At 63.3% G+C, this 19050-nt stretch carries 20 protein-coding genes; 4 read left to right on the top strand and 16 right to left on the bottom strand.

Translation table 11 applies throughout. The features are described 5' to 3' along the window. Positions 1–3: 3 nt before the first annotated feature. From ACJJVH_RS25695 to ACJJVH_RS25675, 5 genes are all read right to left on the bottom strand, one after another. Positions 4–891 (bottom strand): DMT family transporter, encoded by an 888-nt coding sequence (locus ACJJVH_RS25695; protein ID WP_112798709.1) that lies wholly within the window; start codon positions 889–891, stop codon positions 4–6. 128 nt (positions 892–1019) lie between these two features. After that, entirely contained in the window at positions 1020–1580 is a 561-nt protein-coding gene (locus tag ACJJVH_RS25690) for an NADPH-dependent FMN reductase (RefSeq protein WP_412065498.1), read from the bottom strand. A gap of 71 nt (positions 1581–1651) precedes the next feature. Next, entirely contained in the window at positions 1652–2875 is a 1224-nt protein-coding gene (locus ACJJVH_RS25685) for an FAD-dependent oxidoreductase (RefSeq protein ID WP_113393364.1), read from the bottom strand. A gap of 10 nt (positions 2876–2885) precedes the next feature. Further along, the gene (locus ACJJVH_RS25680; protein WP_112798704.1) at positions 2886–3197 is read right to left on the bottom strand and encodes a MocE family 2Fe-2S type ferredoxin; all 312 of its coding nucleotides are present in this window, start codon (positions 3195–3197) and stop codon (positions 2886–2888) included. A gap of 25 nt (positions 3198–3222) precedes the next feature. Further along, a complete protein-coding gene (locus ACJJVH_RS25675) occupies positions 3223–4311 on the bottom strand; it encodes a fatty acid desaturase family protein (RefSeq protein ID WP_113393365.1) in 1089 nt (362 codons plus the stop codon). A gap of 149 nt (positions 4312–4460) precedes the next feature. On the opposite strand from ACJJVH_RS25675, the gene ACJJVH_RS25670 reads away from it, so the two are divergent. Both ACJJVH_RS25670 and ACJJVH_RS25665 read left to right on the top strand, forming a co-directional pair. Continuing rightward, a complete protein-coding gene (locus ACJJVH_RS25670) occupies positions 4461–5489 on the top strand; it encodes a LacI family DNA-binding transcriptional regulator (protein ID WP_112798700.1) in 1029 nt (342 codons plus the stop codon). A gap of 158 nt (positions 5490–5647) precedes the next feature. Continuing rightward, the gene (locus ACJJVH_RS25665) at positions 5648–6460 is read left to right on the top strand and encodes a TIM barrel protein (protein ID WP_412065497.1); all 813 of its coding nucleotides are present in this window, start codon (positions 5648–5650) and stop codon (positions 6458–6460) included. Positions 6461–6496: 36 nt separating this feature from the next. Here ACJJVH_RS25665 and nikR read toward each other — a convergent pair whose 3' ends face one another. From nikR to cbiE, 3 genes are all read right to left on the bottom strand, one after another. Next, on the bottom strand, positions 6497–6934 hold the full coding sequence (gene nikR / locus ACJJVH_RS25660; protein ID WP_112798696.1) for a nickel-responsive transcriptional regulator NikR: 438 nt from the start codon (positions 6932–6934) through the stop codon (positions 6497–6499). 79 nt (positions 6935–7013) lie between these two features. Beyond that, complete coding sequence (cobM, locus tag ACJJVH_RS25655) at positions 7014–7772, bottom strand: precorrin-4 C(11)-methyltransferase (protein ID WP_113370604.1); 759 nt, start codon at positions 7770–7772, stop codon at positions 7014–7016. A gap of 19 nt (positions 7773–7791) precedes the next feature. Then, a complete protein-coding gene (gene cbiE, locus ACJJVH_RS25650) occupies positions 7792–9018 on the bottom strand; it encodes a precorrin-6y C5,15-methyltransferase (decarboxylating) subunit CbiE (protein WP_412065496.1) in 1227 nt (408 codons plus the stop codon). Here cbiE and ACJJVH_RS25645 point away from each other — a divergent pair. Next, a complete protein-coding gene (locus tag ACJJVH_RS25645) occupies positions 9017–9787 on the top strand; it encodes a cobalt-precorrin-6A reductase (protein ID WP_412065495.1) in 771 nt (256 codons plus the stop codon). The genes cbiE and ACJJVH_RS25645 overlap by 2 nt on opposite strands. Here ACJJVH_RS25645 and ACJJVH_RS25640 read toward each other — a convergent pair. The 6 genes from ACJJVH_RS25640 to ACJJVH_RS25615 form a co-directional block, all read right to left on the bottom strand. Further along, on the bottom strand, positions 9751–10515 hold the full coding sequence (locus ACJJVH_RS25640) for a precorrin-3B C(17)-methyltransferase (protein ID WP_113399941.1): 765 nt from the start codon (positions 10513–10515) through the stop codon (positions 9751–9753). The genes ACJJVH_RS25645 and ACJJVH_RS25640 overlap by 37 nt on opposite strands. Then, a complete protein-coding gene (locus ACJJVH_RS25635) occupies positions 10512–11249 on the bottom strand; it encodes a precorrin-2 C(20)-methyltransferase (RefSeq protein WP_113384094.1) in 738 nt (245 codons plus the stop codon). Before ACJJVH_RS25635 ends, ACJJVH_RS25640 begins: the two co-directional genes overlap by 4 nt. Then, positions 11246–11878 carry a precorrin-8X methylmutase gene (locus ACJJVH_RS25630; RefSeq protein WP_113384093.1) on the bottom strand — a complete coding sequence of 211 codons (633 nt, stop codon included), beginning with the start codon at positions 11876–11878 and terminating at the stop codon, positions 11246–11248. Before ACJJVH_RS25630 ends, ACJJVH_RS25635 begins: the two co-directional genes overlap by 4 nt. A gap of 2 nt (positions 11879–11880) precedes the next feature. Continuing rightward, entirely contained in the window at positions 11881–13308 is a 1428-nt protein-coding gene (gene cobG, locus ACJJVH_RS25625) for a precorrin-3B synthase (protein WP_412065494.1), read from the bottom strand. A 58-nt stretch (positions 13309–13366) separates the two neighbouring features. Beyond that, positions 13367–14143: a precorrin-6A synthase (deacetylating) gene (gene cobF / locus ACJJVH_RS25620; protein ID WP_412066224.1), complete on the bottom strand. Its 777-nt coding sequence runs from the start codon at positions 14141–14143 to the stop codon at positions 13367–13369. A 164-nt stretch (positions 14144–14307) separates the two neighbouring features. Beyond that, positions 14308–15144 (bottom strand): AraC family transcriptional regulator, encoded by an 837-nt coding sequence (locus tag ACJJVH_RS25615; RefSeq protein ID WP_113370610.1) that lies wholly within the window; start codon positions 15142–15144, stop codon positions 14308–14310. 119 nt (positions 15145–15263) lie between these two features. On the opposite strand from ACJJVH_RS25615, the gene ACJJVH_RS25610 reads away from it, so the two are divergent. After that, on the top strand, positions 15264–16460 hold the full coding sequence (locus ACJJVH_RS25610) for an MFS transporter (RefSeq protein ID WP_113357337.1): 1197 nt from the start codon (positions 15264–15266) through the stop codon (positions 16458–16460). Between the two features lie 60 nt (positions 16461–16520). Here ACJJVH_RS25610 and ACJJVH_RS25605 read toward each other — a convergent pair whose 3' ends face one another. Together ACJJVH_RS25605 and alr are read right to left on the bottom strand one after the other, a co-directional pair. Continuing rightward, positions 16521–17771, bottom strand: a complete 1251-nt coding sequence (locus ACJJVH_RS25605; RefSeq protein WP_112798677.1) for a D-amino acid dehydrogenase — start codon at positions 17769–17771, stop codon at positions 16521–16523. Between the two features lie 31 nt (positions 17772–17802). Continuing rightward, on the bottom strand, positions 17803–18936 hold the full coding sequence (gene alr / locus ACJJVH_RS25600) for an alanine racemase (RefSeq protein WP_412065493.1): 1134 nt from the start codon (positions 18934–18936) through the stop codon (positions 17803–17805). Positions 18937–19050: the final 114 nt, after the last annotated feature.

Here is a 19050-nt window from a genome sequence, read left to right as displayed (position 1 = left end):
TGCCTATGCCCTGCCGGCCTTGAGCCTTGCCCTTGCCAGAGCATGTTCGCGCCAGATCGTGAATATGCCCGCCGCGACGACGATAAGCGCGCCCAGGATCATGGGCGCGCTCAGATTTTCACCGAATATGGTGACGCCGATAATGGCGGAGAACACGAGCTGCAAATAGGTCAGGGGCTGGATGACCACCGCGTCGAGCATGTCGTAGGCTCGGATGAGGAAATAGTGGCTCGAAACGCCCGTCAGGCAGAGGATGCCCATGAAGATCCAGTCATGCGGCGCAAGCTGCGTCCAGAAGAACGGGCCGATGCAGCTCATGGCGACGGCGCCGACCACGCCCGTATAGAAAAAGCTCGTCATGGCGCCGTCCTCGCGGCTGACGTAGCGGGTCAGGACGACGTAGAGCGAAAACAGCAGCGCGCCGAAAAGCGGCACCAGGAAGCGGGCATCGAAAACGCCGCTTTCGGGTTTGAGGATCAGCAGCACGCCGACGAAACCGAAGCAGATCGCCAGCCATCGCCGCCAGCCGACCTTCTCGCCGAGGATCGGTATGGAAAGTAGCGCCACCATGAGCGGGCCGGATGAGAAAATTGCCTGCGAATGGGCCAGGCCGACGATGACGAAGGACGAGATGGCGACGACGATCTGCGCCGCCAGCAGCAGTCCGCGGGCGACCTGCAGGACGGGGCGCCTGGTTCTGGCATTGCGTCGCAATCCGCCCGGCGCGCGCGAGGCCATCGCGACGGCGAACAGCATGAAGGCCCAATAGCGGATCATCGCCACCAGAAGCGGCGGATAGGCGCTGACGAGGTGCTTGGAAATGCCGTCCTGTATGGCGAATATGGTGATGGCCAACAGCGTGAAGACGTAACCGATACTATTGGATTTCATGATTTTCGAAGGAAGAACGTGCGCGGCCCCGGAGGCGTCGGGGACCCGGCGCCGCAGTCACATTAGGCTATTCGCCGGTTCAATCATAGGCTTCATATTGGCCTTGCAGCCCGGCGCGATACGGCGTCTCAGCCCTTTTTGCGGTCCGAGACGAAGGCGCTGAAGCCTTCGATGAAAGCAGCGAGATTGTGTTTCACTTTTTCATCGACGATCCGGCCGCCTTCATCGAAGACGCTGCCGGCGCGCGACACCATCAGCCGGCCGCCGAACCAGGGATCGGTGCCGAGCGTGCGCAACACCGCCAGCCAGGCGTTCTGGCTGAGGATGGTGCCGAAATTGCCGGGCGAGGCCCCGAGAACGGCGATCGGTTTTCCGCCGAACACCTGGGCGATGTCGGAGGAGGGACGGCTCATCCAGTCGATGGCGTTCTTGAACACGCCGGGAAGCGAATTGTTGTATTCCGGCGTAAACAGGATCAGGCCATCGGCCGCGATGGCCAAATCCTTGAGCTCACGTACTTTTTCCGGAATTCCCTCTGCAGCCTCGAGGTCGGCGTCGTAGAGCGGCACGCCATGGACGGTGCGTGCGATCAGCTCGACGCCGCTCGGTGCCAATTCGGCTGCGGCGTGAAGCAGGGCGGTGTTGAAAGAGCCTTTGCGCAGGCTGCCTGATATGCCGAGTATCTTCATTGCGTCCCCCGTTTGCGGTTACAGGAAGACATTTATGCTTCAGCGTCCGTCGTCAAGGCCTGGGAGCGATCTTATGCGGCGAGCAGGGATTTCAGCTTGACGGAGCTTGCCGCCAGTGCGGTCCGATCCGGATGGGCGCGGGCAGCGATCAGCATTTCGGCAAGACGGATGTCGCGTGCGATGGCATTGCCGCGGCCGATGCCGCTGGCGGCAAGCAGCCGTCCATCCGTGTCGAGGTGGAAGAGGATGAACGCCCCGTCGTCAAGGTCGCGCCGTATATGAGTGACCGCATCGTCGGCCAGGCCGGCGATCTGCAATGTCAGATCATATTGGTCGGACCAGAACCATGGAACGGCGGATATTTCCTCGCCTTCTCCCAGCATGTTGGCGGCAGCCAGATTTGCCTGCTCCTGCGCATTGCGCCAAGATTCCAGGCGAACGCGCCGCCCGCCGTAAAGTGCCAGCGGAAAGGAGCAGCAATCGCCCGCCGCATAGATGCCGGAAACAGAGGTCTCCAGCCGTTCGTTGACGGCAATGCCGTTATCGATCGCAAGGCCCGCTTCCGCGGCAAGGGCGACATTGGGCAAGGCGCCGATGCCGACGATCAGCAGATCGGCGGAAATCACGTCGCCGCCGGCCAGGCGAATGATCGCCTTGTCGGCCCGTTCCTCCACGGATTCGATCGTCCGGCCGCACCGAAGATCCACGCCTTCCTGACGATGACGGAGCGTCACGGCCTCGGCGATTTCCTCCGGCACGCCGCGCTTCAACACCCGCGGCAGGCCTTCGATGAGGATGACGTCGGCGCCGCGCATGCGAGCCGTTGCCGCCAGCTCCAGGCCGATGAAGCCGCCGCCGATGATGGCGATGCGCTGTCCGGCGCGCAGGGCGGCATGCAAAGCCGTCGCATCCGCATGCGTGCGCAGCACACGGATACGCCCGGATGCGCCGACACCGGGAAAGCCGCGTGCCGAGGCTCCGGTCGCGAGCAAAAGCTTGTCGCAGGAGAGCGTTTGTCCGTCCGCGAGCCTGATCGCCCGGGCGGCGGGATCGATCGCCGTCACCGTCGTATCGAGCTTCAGCTCGATCGATTGTTCCCGGTAACGCTCCAATGCGGCGATGAATTTCGGCTCCGGCGCCTCGTTCGCTCCGCCTTTCGAAAGGGGCGGACGCTCATACGGCGCGAGCGGCTCGGTGCCGATCAAAGTGATTTCGCCTTCAAATCCCTTTTCACGCAGGGAAAAGGCGGCACGCGCACCGCATTCTCCGGCTCCGACGATGACGAAATGAGCCACGATTGCCTCCTCAAAGCCCGATGAAGACGGTGCCGTTCTCGATCTTGACCGGATAGGTCTGAAGATTGACGCAGACCGGCGCGCCCTTGGCTTCGCCGGTGCGATAGTCGAAGCGGCCATTGTGCTTGGGACATTCGATGATGTTGTCCATGACGAGGCCGTCGGCGAGATGAATCTTCTCGTGCGTGCACAGGCCGTCGGTGGCGAAGTAGTCGTCTTCGGGGCTGCGATAGACCGCGAAGGTTCGGCCGTCATGATCGAAACGGATGACATCCTCTTCATCGATCGCATCGGCGGCGCAGACTTCGATCCAGTTGCTCATATTTTCCTCCCTTGCAAGCTTGATTTTATTGAGCGGCCGCGGCCGGCAGATCGCTGTGGAACTCTTCCCGGTAGGGCCGGGCAGTCGGCGGCAGTTCGCGTTTCAGGAAATAATCTTCATTGCGCAATTGCCGCAGGAACGCCGGTATCATCTCGCGATAGCCGGACCACATGGATGGATTGGCGGCCGGCAGATCGTGCTTGATCATCGCATGCAGCCTCGGCAGCGCATGATACGGCACCATCGGGAACATGTGGTGCTCGACATGGTAGTTCATGTTCCAGTAGATGAAGCGGCTGATGGGGTTCATCATCACGGTGCGGCTGTTCAGCCGGTGGTCGATGACGTTGTCGGCGAGGCCGCCATGCTGCAGCAGGCCGGTCAGGACGTGGTGCCAGGCGCCGTAGAGCCGGGGAAGCCCGATCAGCATCAGGGGCAGGATCGAGCCCATGGCGACCGCCGCGGCAATGGTCACGATATAGATGGCAAGCCAGATGCGGGCGATGCGAATGACCTTTGGCTGCTCCATTTCCGGGATGAAGCTCTTTTCCGCGGCGCTGATGACGCCGGCGGCGTTGCGCAGCATGTCGACGATTGCATACCAGGCATCGAGAATGCCGAAGAAATTCAGGACCAAGCGCAAAAGATCCGGCGGCCGCATGACGGCGATCTCCGGGTCGCGGCCGACAATGACGGTATCGGTGTGGTGGCGCGCATGGCTCCAGCGCCAGGTGACCGGATTGCGCATGATCATGAAACACGCGATCTGGTAGACCGCATCGTTCATCCAGCGCGTCTTGAACGCCGTCCCGTGACCGCATTCGTGCCAGCGGCTGTCCGAGGCCGAACCGTAGAGCACGCCATAGGCCAGGAAGAAGGGCAGGCAGATCCACGACCCCCAGAAATAGACGCCCAGCCCGGCAAGGATCGCCATGCTGCCGAGCCAGACGATGGTGTCGCGGATCGCCGGCGCATCCGAGCGCTGCATCAGCGCCTTCATCTCCTTGCGCGGAACATCCGTGTGATACCATTCGGCGGCCGCCAGCCCGGTTTCCACGGCCAGCCTGCCGCTTGCGCCGAGCAGATCGTAATCGCGCTTGATTGTCGTCGTCATCCCTGCCTCCCACGATGCGCGACAGCGCCTCGCCTCAATACCGGAAACGATAGATCGACTTTTCGCTTGCCTCAATGCGGGAATGATGGAATCTATCAAAACCTATCAAATTCTGATGTCATTAATGATGACATATCTCAGGAGCAGCCATGCGTCGCCCTACCATATCCGATCTTGCCAAGGCATCCGGCGTCAGCGTCGCCACGATCGATCGCGTGCTGAACGGCCGCCATCGTGTCCGGGAGGAGACGGCAAGGCGCGTCTATGAGGCGGCGCAGGAAATCGGCTATCACGCCGTCGGTCTGCTGCGGCAGCGCGTTTTCGAAGACCTGCCGCAATATCGATTGGGTTTCGTATTGCAGAAACCGGTCCAGGCCTTCTATCAGGCCTTTGCCAGGGAGATTGCCGTGGCGGCGCAGGCTGTCACGACCGCGCGGATCAATGCGCAGGTCGATTTCGTCACCGCATCGACGCCGACGGCGATTGTCGAGAAGCTGAAGGCGATGGCTGCCCGCAGCCAGGCCGTCGCGCTCGTCGCACCGGATTATCCGGCCGTCACGGCTGCGATCGAGGAGTTGCAGGAAAAAGGCATTCCCGTCTTTTCCCTGCTGTCGGATTTCTCCACCACCGCCCGCCGCGGCTATATCGGCGTCGACAACCGGAAAGTCGGGCGCACGGCGGCCTGGGTCATTGCGCGCTCGGCGCGTCGTCCCGGCAAGGTCGCCTGCTTCGTCGGCAGCCATCGCTTCCTTGGTCATGAACTGCGCGAGATCGGCTTTCGCTCCTATTTTCGCGAGAATGCGCCGGAATTCGAGGTGCTGGATACGCTCATCAATCTCGACACACCGGAAATCACGCATGAGGCGACGCTCGATCTTCTGCAGAAGCACCCGGATCTCATCGGCTTTTATGTCTGCGGCGGCGGCATGGAGGGCGCCATTTCGGCCATCCGCGAGGAGCGGTTGTCCGGCAAGCTGATCGCAGTCGTCAACGAACTGACGCCGGAATCGAAGGCGGCGCTCGCCGACGATGTCGTCGCCATGGCGATCGGCACGCCGTTGCCGGCGCTCTGCAAGGAGTTGATGGGCCTCATGATTGCGGCGATCGAGAATGGCGAGGCCGCGGTACCCGGCCAGAGCTTCCTGCCGTTCGACATCTTCCTTTCTGAAAATATCTAGCAACCATGATGGAATTCCATCATGGTTGGGATAAATCTATCAGGAATGATGGCTAGGGCCGATGGAACTAGGCCATGAATCTCGCTAGTCCTTCGCGAAGCAGGCGCGGCGGATCGAGATGTCTTTTGCGGCCGGACGCCTTGAGGAGGAGTGCCATCATGAGTTCCATTCGTTTCGCGCTCAATCATATGTGCGCGCCATCCATGAGCCTGGAATCGTTTTTCGCCTCGGCAAGGGAGCTCGGAATAGACAGCGTGGAAATCCGCAACGATCTCGCCGGAAACGCGATCCTGGACGGCACGCCGGCCGCCGCCGTCAAGGAGCTTGCTGCGCGCCATGGGCTGACGATCATCTCGATCAACGCGCTGCAGCGCTTCAACGAATGGAATGACGATCGCGCCCGCGAGGCTGCCGAACTGATCAATTATGCGCGCGATTGCGGGGCGAGGGCGCTCGTGCTGGTTCCCGTCAACGACGGCAGCGGCCGTGAGCCGGAGGTGCGCCGCGCCAATCTCCGCAAGGCGCTCTCGGCCCTGAAGCCGATGCTGGAAGCCGCCGGTATCGTGGGACTGGTGGAGCCGCTCGGCTTCGAGATCTGCTCTCTGCGCCTGAAGAGCGAAGCGGCGGCCGCGATCGAGGAACTCGGGGCAAAAACCACGTTCTGCCTGGTGCATGATACCTTCCATCATCATCTCGCCGGCGAGTCCGCGATCTTCCCCGACCTGACCGGCCTCGTGCATATTTCAGGCGTCAGCGATGCCGATGTCTCCGTTGCCGACATGCGCGATCCTCATCGCGTTCTCGTCGACGCCGGGGATCGTCTCGACAATGTCGGCCAATTGCGGGCGTTGATCGCTGCCGGCTATGTCGGCCCAGCATCCTTCGAGCCGTTTGCCCCGGCGGTGCATGCCTTGAAGGAGCCGGTTGCGGCCCTCGGGGAGAGCATGGCCTATATTGCGGCTCAGCTCTGATCGATTCGGTAGTCCGCGGGCAACTTGCCCGCCAGCTCAATCGTGCGAATGCGTTTCGGGATGATCCGTGCCATGGTCCGATGGGATGATGTGCAGGTTCCCGAAGCGCACGCCGCGTTGCGTCACGACACTGTCGGCAAACGTCTTGATCTCGTCCGCCTTGCCCTTCAGCACGGAGACTTCGAGGCAATCGTGCCCATCGATATGAACATGCAGCGTCGAGACTGAAAGATCGTGGTGGTCGTGCTGCGCGGTCGTCAACCGCCGCGACAGGTCGCGGGTTTCGTGTTCATAGACATAGGTGAGCGCCGCGTAGCATCTGGCTTCGCCGCCGATAGCCGGCTGCGCGCGGGTCACGGCATCGCGAACGAGATCGCGCAAGGTTTCCGAGCGGCTGGCATAGCCGCGTTGCGCGCTGATCGTGTCGATCGTTTCCAGAAGATCGTCATCGATGGTGATGGTAATGCGCTGCATTTCCTGATCCTCTGTTGCGCTCGTGGCCTGCCGCGCTGACTAGAGGAAATTTCAGCGCGATTTGCAACGGTATCAGGCGTTATTGACGGCCGCGGAACCGGCGCTGATAGGTGGGGTCGTAGAGCGAGCTTTCGCGGAAATCGCTGGCGGCAAGCGATGGACCGACGAAGATCAGCGCGGTGCGTTCGATCGGTTCGGCCGCCACTTTCGCCTCGATCGTGGCGAGCGTGCCCCGGACGATCCGCTCATCCGGCCAGGATGCCTTGACGACGATCGCAACCGGGCAATCGCCGCCATAAAGCGGTGTCAGTTCCTCGACCACCTCTTTGAGTGCGTGGATTGCCAGATGGATGGCCAGCGTCGCGCCGGTCGCGCCGAATTTTTCCAGCGTCTCGTTGTTCGGCATCGGCGAGGCACGGCCGGAAACCCGCGTCAGGACCAGGCTCTGGGCGACGGCCGGGATGGTCAGTTCACGGCCGAGCGCTGAGGCCGCGGCCGCGAAAGCGGGAACGCCGGGGGTCAGGGTGTAGCTTATGCCATGCTTCTCAAGCCTGCGGATCTGCTCGGCGACCGCGCTCCAGACGGAGAGGTCGCCGGAATGCAGGCGCGCGACATCCTCGCCGGCTTCTGCCGCTTTCAGATATTCCGCCTCTATCTCGTCCAGCGACATCGGCGCCGTGTCGATGATGCGGGCGCCGGGCGGGCAATATTGCAGCAATTCCGGCGAAACGATCGATCCGGCATAGAGGCAGACCGGGCATTTGCCGATCAGGTCGCGGCCGCGCACCGTGATCAGGTCGGCCGCACCGGGGCCTGCGCCAATGAAATGCACTGTCATCGCTCTACCTCATTCCTGATTATGGCTTGATCCAGCACCATTGCGTCACGGGCATGGCCGGCCGCCAGCCGGTCATGCGTCCGACGGGCGCGGCGCGCGCGATATCGATGCGGATCAGCGAGCCGCCCCTGCGTGCCTGTTCGGCAAGCAGAAGGGCTTCCATTTCCGTCGTGACGGCATTGGCAACCAGCCTGCCGCCGCTTTTCAATCGGCCGATGGCGGCATCGAGCACACCGGCATCGCTGCCGCCGCCGCCGATGAAGACCGCATCCGGCGTCGGCAGCCCTGCCAGGGCATTCGGCGCCTCTCCCTCGACGATGGTCAGGGCCGGGACCCCGAAATTCGCTGCGTTGCTGCGGATTCGCGCTGCGCGCTCGACCGAAGCCTCGATGGCGATGGCGCGAAGCGAGGGATCGGCCAGCATCCACTCGATGCCGATCGAACCGGAGCCGGCGCCGATATCCCAGAGCAGTTCACCGTGGCGCGGCGAGAGTGCCGATAGCGTCATCGCACGGATTTCCCGCTTGGTGATCTGGCCGTCATGCTCGAAGAGGTCGTCGGCCAGGCCCGCGCTCAGCGGCAAAACCCGCGCGCCGGCTTCGGCTTTGACCTCGATGCCGCAGACGTTCAGATCGTTGACGCCGGAAAGAGCGAACTCGGCCGCGTTTTGCCGGGAGACTTTCTCCTGCGGACCGCCAAGCGCTTCCAGCACCGTCAGTTCGGATTGACCGAAGCCCGTGTTTCGCAGCAGGGCGGCCAGTTCGGCAGGCCCCTTGCCGTCGGAGGTCAGCGCCAGGATCTTGCGGCCGGGATGCAGATGCGGACGGATGAGATCGATGGGCCGTCCGTGGAGCGACAGGACCGTCGTCTCCTGCAAAGGCCAGCCCAGGCGGGATGCGGCAAGGCTGAAGGAGGAGGGCGCCGGGATAACGGTCATTTCCGTGGCCGGAATGCGTCGCGAAAGCGTCGCGCCGACACCGTAGAAGAACGGATCGCCGGAGGCGAGGACCACCGTCGGCCGGCCGCGCCGCTCAAGGACCGCCTCGACGGATCGTTCGAATGGCGAGAGCCATTGATGTGTCTCGCCGGTGATGACGGCGCTCATCAGTTCGATATGGCGTGCGCCGCCGAAGACGACCGGGGCCGAGGCGATCAGCTGTCTGGCCGTGTCGCCGATGCCGGCTGGACCGTCTTCGCCGATGCCGATAAGAGTGAGCCAAGGTTGAACGGAAGGTATCTCAGCCATGGGAAAGGTCCGCATTCTGATCCTGGGCGGCACGACGGAGGCCCGCGCGCTGGCGGCAGCCCTTGCCCGGCGCGTCGATCTCGACGTTGTCCTGTCGCTTGCCGGCAGGACCGCCGATCCGGCGCCGCAGCCCGTTCCGACACGCAGCGGCGGCTTCGGAGGCGCCGAGGGGCTTGCCCGCTATCTTCGCGACGAAGCCGTCGATCTGGTGGTCGACGCCACCCATCCCTTCGCGGCTCGCATTTCCGCCAATGCGGCCCGGGCCGCCGGTGAATGCGATGTGCCGGCCTTTGCGCTGCGCCGCCCGGCCTGGGCGCCGGTCGAAGGAGATGACTGGCTCTCGGTGCATAGCGTTTCTCAGGCCGTGACCGCGCTTGGCAACGCGCCATTGCGCGTCTTCCTTGCGACCGGCCGGCAGGAGGCGCATCAGGCGAACGCGGCGCCGCATCACCATTACTGGGTCCGCAGCGTCGATCCCGTCGAGCCGCCGCTCACGGCCCCGCATGTCGACTACATCCACGGCAGGGGACCGTTCCGGCTGGAGGACGAGCTGGATCTGTTGAAGAGGCATGCGATCGACGTGGTCGTCGCCAAGAACAGCGGTGGCGATGCGACCTATGCGAAAATCGAGGCGGCGAGGCGTCTCGGCATCAGGATAATCATGGTCGAGCGCGCGGAGACAGCCGGCTTGCCGGTGGTCGAAACAGTCGAAGCGGCGCTCGGTCAGATCGATCATTTCGTCTCTTCCCGGATGAAACGCGGCGTGTAGACCAGATCGGGCCGACCTTCGCGGGCGATGACGCGCGTCTCGGCCGAGCCGATGATGACGCAGGTTGCCATATCCGCCTGCGCGGCCTGCGCATCCGCAAGCCGTGCAACCGTCATGCGTTCGTCCGGCCGGCCGGCGGCCCGGCCGAAGATGACCGGCGTATCCGCAGGCAATATGGCCCGCACGATCTCGAAAGCCTTGCCGAGCTGCCACGGCCGCGCCTTGCTGATCGGATTGTAGAGCGCGATCACAAGGCCGGCCTCGGCAACGGCGCGAAGGCGGCGTTCGATGAGCGGCCATGGCTTCAGATTGTCCGACAGCGAGATCGCGCAGAAATCGTGCCCGAGAGGGGCGCCGATTCGTGCCGCCACGGCAAGCATGGCGGTGATGCCCGGCACGACGACGAGATCCACCGCGCGCCATTCCGCAGGGCCATGATCGATCGCCTCGCAGACGGCCGCCGCCATGGCGAAGACGCCGGGATCGCCGCCGGAAACGACGCAGACATTGACGCCGGCTGCCGCCCTTTGCAGGGCTACCTTGGCGCGGTCCAGCTCCTCGCGATTGTCGGAGACATGACGGATCTGGTCGCCGCGCAGCGTCAAGCGGTCGAGATAAGGGCCGTAGCCATAGAATTCTTGAGCGTCCGCAACCGCGCTCAGCGCCTCCGGCGTTGTCTGCGCGGGATTGCCGGGGCCGGTGCCGATGACATAGAGACGCCCGCTCATGGCCTGTTTTCCCAACCCGGAACCAGAACGAGCGAGAAATAGGGCGCCTCGGTATCGTCGCGGCTTGCAAGCGGCGTCATCGCCCCGTTCGCCATTGTGCCGCGCTCGACATAGATGGCTTCGTTCAGCCGACCGGCAGCATCCAGCGCACGGCGGATCTTCGGCAGGTTGCGGCCGACCTTCATGATGACGGCGGCCTGCGTGTCGCCGAGACGGCGCACGAGCTCGGCTTCCGCCATCGTTCCCGGCAGCACGGAGAGGACATCGTCTCCCTGCACCATCGGCAATCCGGCGAGAGACCAGCAGCCGGACATCGCGGTCACGCCCGGTATGACCTCGGTCGGGAAGCGGTCGGCAAGCCGCACATGCAGATGCATGTAGGAGCCGTAAAACAGCGGATCGCCTTCGCTGAGCACCGCAACCGTTTTTCCTTCGCGCAGATGTGCCGCCACCATCTCGGCCGACACGTCGTAGAAGGCCGTGATCTGGCTGATATAGTCCGGTGCGTCCTTGTCGACCTCCGTCGTAACGGGATAGTAGAGCGGCAGCAGCGTTACGTCCGCTTTCAGCAGGTCGCCCACGATGGCCCGTCCGTTGCCGCTTCGACCCTGCTTGGCGAAGTAGGCGACGACATCGGCGCGCTCGAGAGCCTTGACGGCCTTGACCGTCAGCAATTCCGGATCGCCGGGACCGGTGCCGACGCCGATCAGGCTTCCGCTTGAAGGCACACTCATAGGCCCGGCCTCGCAAGAGCGTTGAGGGCGGCTGCTGTCATGGCGCTGCCGCCGAGCCGGCCGCGCACGAGGGCAAAGGGCACACCGTAGGAATTTTCCGCAAGGGCATCCTTCGATTCGGCCGCGCCGACGAAGCCGACAGGCATGCCGATGATGGCGGCGGGCTTCGGAGCGCCGTCGCGCAACATTTCCAGAAGATGAAAAAGGGCAGTCGGCGCGTTGCCGATGGCGACGACCGCGCCGGCAAGGCGCTCGGCCCACAGATGCATGGCCGCTGCCGAGCGCGTGTTGCCGATGGTCCTGGCGATGTCCGCCGTGCGCGGGTCCTGCAGCGTGCAGATGACGTCGTTTGCCGCCGGCAGGCGGGCGCGAGTCACGCCACGGGCCACCATCTCCGCATCGCAGAAAATCGGCGCGCCGCCGGAGAGTGCCTTGCGGGCCGATGCGACGAAATCGGGGGAGAACATGAAATGCTGTGCCGCTTCCACCTGCCCGCAGGCATGGATCATGCGGACTGCAATATCGGCCTCGGCTTCGGGAAAACGCGACAGGTCGGCTTCGCTGCGGATGATCGCGAAGGAGCGTTCGTAGATCGCATCCCCTTCGCGGATATAGTCATAGTCAGGCATTTTTATCCCTGTCGTAAAGCCGTCGCGATTGCGTCCCGGCCGAGCCGTTTAAGACACTGCCGGGCCGATTCGCCAGCAGCTTTGTTGTTTCGTAGCAGTTCACCGAGCCGCGAGAGCGCCGATTTCAGTTTTTCCTTGCCGATGTAAGCCACGGGTTCGCTCGATGATGACCCATTTACGACAATAGCATAGCCCGTTGCAGCCCCGACGATGGTAAGCATCGCCGCAGACGGATGGGCGCATCCCTTTATGCAGCCCGACAGATGCACCCGGAGCGAGCCGTCGAGCAGACCGCTGCCGACCTCGAGGAGATCGGCGGCGGCCTGTCGCGTGGCGTAGTGGGCGGAGGCACATGCGCCGGCGCCGGCGCAGGGGATTGCATAATTCGCTGGATCGTCGGCACGCGTCTGAAAGCCGCAAGCCGCCGCGGCAGCCAGAATGCTTTCGATACGCTCGCGCGGCAGCCCGAGCAGCAGGAGGCTGTGTTCCGGTCCCGTGCGGATTTCACTCACGCCTGCGGCTTCCGCCAAGGCAAGAAAGCGGATGAGGTCCCGGGCGTGGATCTGGCCGAAGGATGGGCGCAGCCCGACGACGCAACGCCGATCGCCGAGCCGAATGAGGCCGACGGGGGAGACCGCGGGGCCGATTGCGCTACGCGCATGGTTCGGCAGGGCTGGAAACCGGGCGCGCAGAGATGCGGCGTCCAGATCGCGGCCGCGGGCGCGGGGTCCGATTTCGGCCAGCGCTTTCAGCAGTGTGACGACGCCGGCGACGACCTGTCCCCCAGGCAATGCGGCAAGAGGTGTGGCCGTTGCGTCCGTTCCGGCGATCGCAAGCGCCCACAGCCCTGTGTCGTCGCTGGAACGGATGGCCTTCAGGCGGATATCCGCCGAAAGTTCATCGAGAGTGAGCTGACCGCCGCCATCGACGATAATGGCAAGCTTGGCCGCCAGACGCGGCTTGGGGTCCAATGCATCGATCGCACGCCGCAGGCGGTCGGCCAAAGCCCGCGCGTCGGCGATCTGCGATGGGTCGACACCGTCAAGCGGCGGAACTTCGATGGCGACGCCGCTTTCCGGCACGATTCCCGCCCGATCGATATCGGCGGCCAGTCCGGCCATGCTTTGCGCCGTCATGCCGCGCAGCTGAAAATTGCCCCGGGCGGTGATTTCGATGAGGCTGTTACCGTGCTTGCCGGCGGCTTCGGCCAGCGCGCGAAATTGGGAGACGGTCAATCCCGGTGTCGATGGCCGCAGCCGTACGAGCAGGCCGTCGCCCGTTTGCATCGGCGCGCTGAGCGAGGGGCATGCACCGCGAACCATGGAGGGCGAGGGCGCTGCAACGCCATGGCCGCCGCCTTCCTCCTGCGAGAAACACCCTGGTCCTTCTATCGTCCGTTTGTCGACCGCAACCATAAGACTGCCCTTCATAAGGGACATTTCCTTGCATAAACCCGATCCGGCGGCAAACGATTTGGCGTCGCAGCGTTCATTCGCGGTCGTCGAAATCGCGCCCCTTGCGCAGCAGGTAGATATCCATGATCCACCCATGCCGGGCGCGGGCTTCGGCGCGCGTCGCGACGATGCGCCCGGAAACGTCGGCCAGCCTTCCCGCGATGGTGATCTCGTCCCCGGTGCCGAGATAGGCTCCCCAGTAGATATAGGCATCGGGATCGTCGATCTTGCTGAAAGCCTGCTCGCCGTCGAGCATGACCACGGCCGTTTCGGCAATGCCGGGAAAGCTTTCGGCCAGTCGCCGGCCGGTGGTGATCTGCACCGGCTTGCCGACGAGGTTGAGGGGAATGCGATGGCTCGCCGTCAGCGCCTGGATGCTGGTGATGCCGGGAACGACGCTGTAATCGAGGCCGACATTGCCGCGCGCGACGACGCGCTCGATGATGCGCAAGGTGCTGTCGTAGAGCCCGGGATCGCCCCAGACGAGAAAGGCCGCGCTTTCGCCTTCTGCCAGATGTTCCAGAAACAGCCGCTCATAGGTCGCGGAAATCGCCTCATGCCATTCATCGACGCCCTGTACATAGCCGCGCTGCGCCGTCTGGCGCTGGGGCACGTCATAATCCACGAAGCGCGTGGTCGTGCTGGTGATATAACGCTCGCAGATTTCCCGCCGGACATCGGCAAGCTCGCTCTTGGCTGCGCCCTTGCTGGGAATGAGGATGACATCGGCTGCATTCAGCGCGTTGATCGCCTGCACGGTCAGATGCTCGGGATTTCCCGTGCCGATACCGACGATGTGAATGTGCCGCATATGCTTGCCCTCGCGCGTCGAGCAATTCCAGGGAAAGTGCACAGCGGTTTTCCATCCGGAATTGCGAGGAAACAAAGAGATAGAGCGGCTCAGAGATTCCGTGAAAGGCTGAGCCGCTCCAGCGCTGTTTGCCGGAAGCGTCGGATCATTTCAAGGGGAAGGATTCAAGCCGGTTGCCGTTCGAAGGTCCAGCGATTGGCCATGTAGGTGCGCGGCGAGGTGCCGAGCATGCGTCGGAACATGGTGGTGAACGCCGCCACGCTCTCATAGCCGGCTTCGAGCGCGACATTGGTGACAGGCTGGCCGCCCGCAAGCTGCGGCAGGCAGGCAAAGACGCTGGCCTGCTGGCGCCAGGTCGTGAAGCTGATGCCGGTTTCCTTGCGAAACTGCCGAGTAAAGGTGCGGCGGCTCATGGCAAGTCTTTCGGCCCAATCGTCCAGTCTGGCATTGGGTGACGGATTGGCGAGATATTCGCGGCAGAGCGCGGTCAATCGGCGGTCGGAGGGAAAGGGCAGGCCGAGCGGACGTTCCGGCAGCGTCGCGATCTCCTCGACGAGCAGGGACAGGACCAGCTTGGCCTTTCGATGGCTGACCGGCGCCTCCCTCAGCCGAACGGCCTCCAGCAGCAGGCTGCGGGCGAGATCCGTCACCTCGACGACGCGCGGGGCTTCGTCCTTCGGCGGCTGGCTGCGCGGCGTCACATAGACCGATTTCATGCTGACGTCGCTCAGGATCTCGATCGAGTGCTCCATTCCGACGGGGATGAAGAGGGCGTGACCGGGCGGCACCATCCAGCGGCCGCGCGCGGTCATGATCAGGGCGACGCCGGCGAAGATGCAAAGCAATTGCGTGCGGCGATGATGATGCCACGGAACGGTGTAGCCCTGCGGCGGCTCGGCACTGTGGACGAGCACATCGGCGGGCGATTCCTCCATCCAGCGGATATTCTGGACATGGTCGTCGTCGAGGGTTGCCAGCAACTGTTTCGATAGCTTTTCCATTTTGGCCCAATCGCGAAACTACTGGACCAAAACACGAAAGAAGGTCATCCGCAAGCCGTGTAAAAGGCGGATCAAACAATACAGTCGGCGGATGTCGCCGACGCTGGAAGGATTCATCCATGGTTGCGGCATTTCCTGGTACGCCGGCCCGATATGAAAAGACGACGATGTCGATCGTCATGGCGGTCAGCACCTGCCATCTGCTGAACGATACGATGCAATCGCTGCTGACGTCGCTCTACCCGATGTTCAGAGAGAATTATGCGCTCGACTTCGTGCAGATCGGCCTGTTGACGATGATGTTCCAGATCACCGCATCGCTGCTGCAGCCGGTGGTCGGCATCGTCACCGACAAATGGCCGATGCCTTATTCGCTGCCGGTCGGCATGGTCAGCACGTTTTCCGGCCTGCTGTTGCTCGGCTATGCCGGCAGTTTCAGCATGCTGCTGATCGCCGCAAGCCTGATCGGCTTCGGTTCGGCCGTCTTCCATCCCGAGGCTTCGCGCGTGGCCCGCCTGGCGTCTGGCGGGCGCCACGGCCTGGCGCAATCGCTCTTCCAGCTTGGCGGCAATGCCGGTTCGGCAATCGGGCCGCTGATTGCCGCGTTCTTTGTCCTGCAGCATGGCCAGAAGAGCGTGGCCTGGCTTTCCGTGCTTGCCGTTATCGGGTTCATTGTTCTCAGCTGGGTCGGCAACTGGTTCATCAACCATCGCCGCCAGCAGTCGGCGCGGCCCGCACCGAGCCGCACGCTGCCGATCGCCCGCAACAAGGCGATGTGGGCGCTTGCCATCCTCATCCTGCTGACGGCGACGAAGAACGTCTACATGGCGAGCATATCGAGCTATTTCACCTTCTACGTCATCGACAAGTTCCATCTCGACGTCCGGGACGCGCAGCTGATGCTGTTTCTGTTCCTGGGGTCGGTCGCGGTCGGGACTATCATGGGTGGCCCGGTGGGCGACCGTTTCGGTGCGCGCTTCGTGATCTGGTTTTCGATCCTCGGCGTCATCCCCTTCGCGCTGCTGATGCCCTATGCGAACTTGTTCTGGACCTGCGTCCTGACGGTCATCATCGGCCTCGTGCTCGCCTCGGCCTTTCCGGCGATCGTGGTCTTTGCGCAGGAGCTGATCCCCGGCCGCGTCGGGCTGATCGGCGGCATCTTCTTTGGCTTCGCCTTCGGCGCGGGCGGACTTGGCGCGGCCTGGCTCGGTGACTTCGCAGATGCGCGCGGCATCCCCTTCGTCTACACGATCTGCTCGTACCTGCCGCTGCTCGGTTTGTTTACGATCTTCCTGCCACGCATCCCCAGGCATTGAACGAAATCGGCGGGCAAATCAGCCCGCCGATTTCTTGAATGCTGGTGCGAAGCCTGCTCGTCAGGCGTAGCGGCTGATGGCGAGATCGGTTGCGTCGATATCGGGCTTGCGGCCGCTGACGAGATCGCTGATGACGCGCGCCGAGCCGGAGCTCATGGTCCATCCGAGCGTGCCGTGGCCGGTGTTGAGGTAAAGCCCTTTGATCTTCGTCGGCCCGATGACCGGCGTGCCGTCCGGCGTCATCGGCCTCAGGCCTGACCAGAAGGACGCCTTGGCGACATCGCCGCCGGGGAAGAGATCGGTGACGGAATGCTCGAGCGTCTGCCGCCGGGCGAGGCCGAGATCGTTCGTATAGCCGGATATTTCAGCCATGCCGCCGACGCGGATGCGATCGCCAAGGCGCGTGATGGCGATCTTGTAGGTTTCGTCCATCACGGTCGATTCCGGCGAGCGCGATGCATCGGTGATCGGAATCGTCAGCGAGTAACCCTTGACCGGATAGACGGACAGGCTGATGCCGAGCGGCTTCAGCAGCAGTGGCGAATAGCTGCCGAGCGCAACGACGACCGCATCGGCATCCATACGCCCGCGATTGGTCACGACGCCGCGTGTCTGGCCGCCCTGAACGTCGAGCCCGTTGATCGTCGTGTCGTACTGGAACCGGACGCCGAGCTCGACTGCCTTTGCGGCAAGCGCATTGGTAAACTTGAAGCAATCGCCCGTTTCGTCCTTCGGGGTCAGCAGGCCGCCGACGACCTTCTCCCGGACATGCCGGAGCGCCGGCTCGACGCGGATGCATCCATCGCGATCGAGCACTTCATAGGGAATGCCGTCGGCCGCGAGCGCCTTGACGTCCTTTGCCGAGGCGTCGAGCTGCTGCTGCGTGCGGAAGAGCTGCAGCGTACCCTGCATGCGCTCGTCATAGGCGATGCCCGTCTCCTCGCGAACCTGGGCGAGCGAGATGCGGCTATAGTCGGCCAGGCGCAGCATCCGGCTCTTGTTGATCGCATAGCGTTCCGACGTGCAGTTGGACAGCATCTTGACCAGCCAGGAAAGCATCGCGCCGTCGACCTTGGGCCGCAGGATGAGCGGCGCATGTTTCATGAACAGCCACTTCATCGCTTTTGCGGGGATGCCGGGCGCTGCCCAGGGCGAGCAATAGCCGAAGGAAACTTCGCCCGCATTGGCAAAGCTCGTTTCCAGCGCCGGCCCCTGCTGCCGGTCGATGACCGTGACTTCGTGCCCCGCCCTGGCAAGCTGATAGGCGGATGTCACACCGACGATGCCGGCACCCAGTACGACGACTTTCATGATGTCCTCAGAGAATTGAGCATTGGGAAGTTCAGCGATATTGCCTGTTGTAGCGGTGGCCGAGACTGGTCAGGATCTCATAGGAAATCAAGCCGGCATCCCGGGCAAGATCTTCCAGGGTCTGGTGATGCCCCAGAACCTCGACCATGCTTCCGAAAGACAGGGTGCCTTCGGGCAGGGCGCTGATATCGATTGTGATGCTGTCCATCGATACGCGGCCGACGATCGGCAGACGCACGCCGTCATAGTAGACTGCGCCGCGATCGCTGAGGCTGCGCGGCAGGCCGTCGGCATAGCCGGCGGCGATCGTGGCAAGTCGGGTCGGGGCTTTCGTCACATGTACGCCGCTATAGCCGACGCGCGCGCCAGCCGGAACGGTTCGGGTCTGTACCACCGCGACATCGAGCCGAACGACCGCTTCCATGGGATTGGCGACACCATTCGTCGGAGCGCCGCCGTAAAGGGCAATTCCCGGCCGGGCCAGTGCGCCATGAAAGTCCCCGCCGAGGAAGATGCCGCCGGAGTTCGCAAACGAGATATCGTAATCCGGGAATTCCGCCGCGATGCGATGCATTTCCGCAAGCTGGTCGGCATTCTGTGCGCTGTCGACGTCGTCCGCCGAGGCGAGATGGCTCATGATGAACAGGATATCGATAGCGTCCGATGTTTGCAGGTGAGCCGCGACGGAGCCCCTGTCTTCCGGCGGTATGCCGAGCCGCGACATGCCGGTGTCGAACTGCAGAACCGCGGAAAGCCTGCGCGGGAGGGATTGCGCGATGTCGGACCATTGCCGCAACTGATCGAGCGAATTGATGACGGGCACGATGCCGCCTTCGGCGCAGGCGGCTTCATTGCCGGGCAGCAGGCCGTTCAGCACGAAGATTGTCGCGTTGCCCGGCAGTTGCGGGCGCAGCCGCAGCGCCTCCATGAAGTGAGCCACGAAGAAATGCCGGCAGCCACGCGCATAGAGCGCCTTTGAGACCTGATTTGCGCCGAGCCCATAGGAGTCGGCCTTCACCACGGCGGCTGCGCGCGCGGGCGCAACCATGGCGGACAGCTTTTCATAATTCCGGCACAGGGCTGCCAGATCGATCGTCAGATAACCGCTAGCCCCGGTATCGACCGCCAGTTTCGGCCCCCGGGAATCCACTATGCCGCCGTCCATATCCACCCTCGTTTTTCTGGGAGCAGATTATTGAAATGATCGTAGAATTGCCGGTCAAATAGTGATTGATTATTGTGTTATTGAATTGATATTGAAACGATCTGCGAATTTTTG

Source organism: Rhizobium sp. SYY.PMSO (assembly GCF_046840415.1).
Classification (GTDB): Bacteria; Pseudomonadota; Alphaproteobacteria; order Rhizobiales; family Rhizobiaceae; genus Rhizobium.
The sequence above is the reverse complement of the archived record's forward strand: the minus strand, read 5'-3'. Positions and strand labels throughout refer to the sequence as shown.

Bases quoted from the DNA above. Each gene is read 5' to 3' on its own strand.
- ACJJVH_RS25695 (WP_112798709.1), bottom strand. From the start codon at position 891: ATGAAATCCAATAGTATCGGTTACGTCTTCACGCTGTTGGCCATCACC.
- ACJJVH_RS25690 (WP_412065498.1), bottom strand. From the start codon at position 1,580: ATGAAGATACTCGGCATATCAGGCAGCCTGCGCAAAGGCTCTTTCAAC.
- ACJJVH_RS25680 (WP_112798704.1), bottom strand. From the start codon at position 3,197: ATGAGCAACTGGATCGAAGTCTGCGCCGCCGATGCGATCGATGAAGAG.
- ACJJVH_RS25675 (WP_113393365.1), bottom strand. From the start codon at position 4,311: ATGACGACGACAATCAAGCGCGATTACGATCTGCTCGGCGCAAGCGGC.
- ACJJVH_RS25670 (WP_112798700.1), top strand. From the start codon at position 4,461: ATGCGTCGCCCTACCATATCCGATCTTGCCAAGGCATCCGGCGTCAGC.
- ACJJVH_RS25665 (WP_412065497.1), top strand. From the start codon at position 5,648: ATGAGTTCCATTCGTTTCGCGCTCAATCATATGTGCGCGCCATCCATG.
- nikR (WP_112798696.1), bottom strand. From the start codon at position 6,934: ATGCAGCGCATTACCATCACCATCGATGACGATCTTCTGGAAACGATC.
- cobM (WP_113370604.1), bottom strand. From the start codon at position 7,772: ATGACAGTGCATTTCATTGGCGCAGGCCCCGGTGCGGCCGACCTGATC.
- ACJJVH_RS25645 (WP_412065495.1), top strand. From the start codon at position 9,017: ATGGGAAAGGTCCGCATTCTGATCCTGGGCGGCACGACGGAGGCCCGC.
- cbiE (WP_412065496.1), bottom strand. From the start codon at position 9,018: ATGGCTGAGATACCTTCCGTTCAACCTTGGCTCACTCTTATCGGCATC.
- ACJJVH_RS25640 (WP_113399941.1), bottom strand. From the start codon at position 10,515: ATGAGCGGGCGTCTCTATGTCATCGGCACCGGCCCCGGCAATCCCGCG.
- ACJJVH_RS25635 (WP_113384094.1), bottom strand. From the start codon at position 11,249: ATGAGTGTGCCTTCAAGCGGAAGCCTGATCGGCGTCGGCACCGGTCCC.
- ACJJVH_RS25630 (WP_113384093.1), bottom strand. From the start codon at position 11,878: ATGCCTGACTATGACTATATCCGCGAAGGGGATGCGATCTACGAACGC.
- cobG (WP_412065494.1), bottom strand. From the start codon at position 13,308: ATGAAGGGCAGTCTTATGGTTGCGGTCGACAAACGGACGATAGAAGGA.
- cobF (WP_412066224.1), bottom strand. From the start codon at position 14,143: ATGCGGCACATTCACATCGTCGGTATCGGCACGGGAAATCCCGAGCAT.
- ACJJVH_RS25615 (WP_113370610.1), bottom strand. From the start codon at position 15,144: ATGGAAAAGCTATCGAAACAGTTGCTGGCAACCCTCGACGACGACCAT.
- ACJJVH_RS25610 (WP_113357337.1), top strand. From the start codon at position 15,264: ATGGTTGCGGCATTTCCTGGTACGCCGGCCCGATATGAAAAGACGACG.
- ACJJVH_RS25605 (WP_112798677.1), bottom strand. From the start codon at position 17,771: ATGAAAGTCGTCGTACTGGGTGCCGGCATCGTCGGTGTGACATCCGCC.
- alr (WP_412065493.1), bottom strand. From the start codon at position 18,936: ATGGACGGCGGCATAGTGGATTCCCGGGGGCCGAAACTGGCGGTCGAT.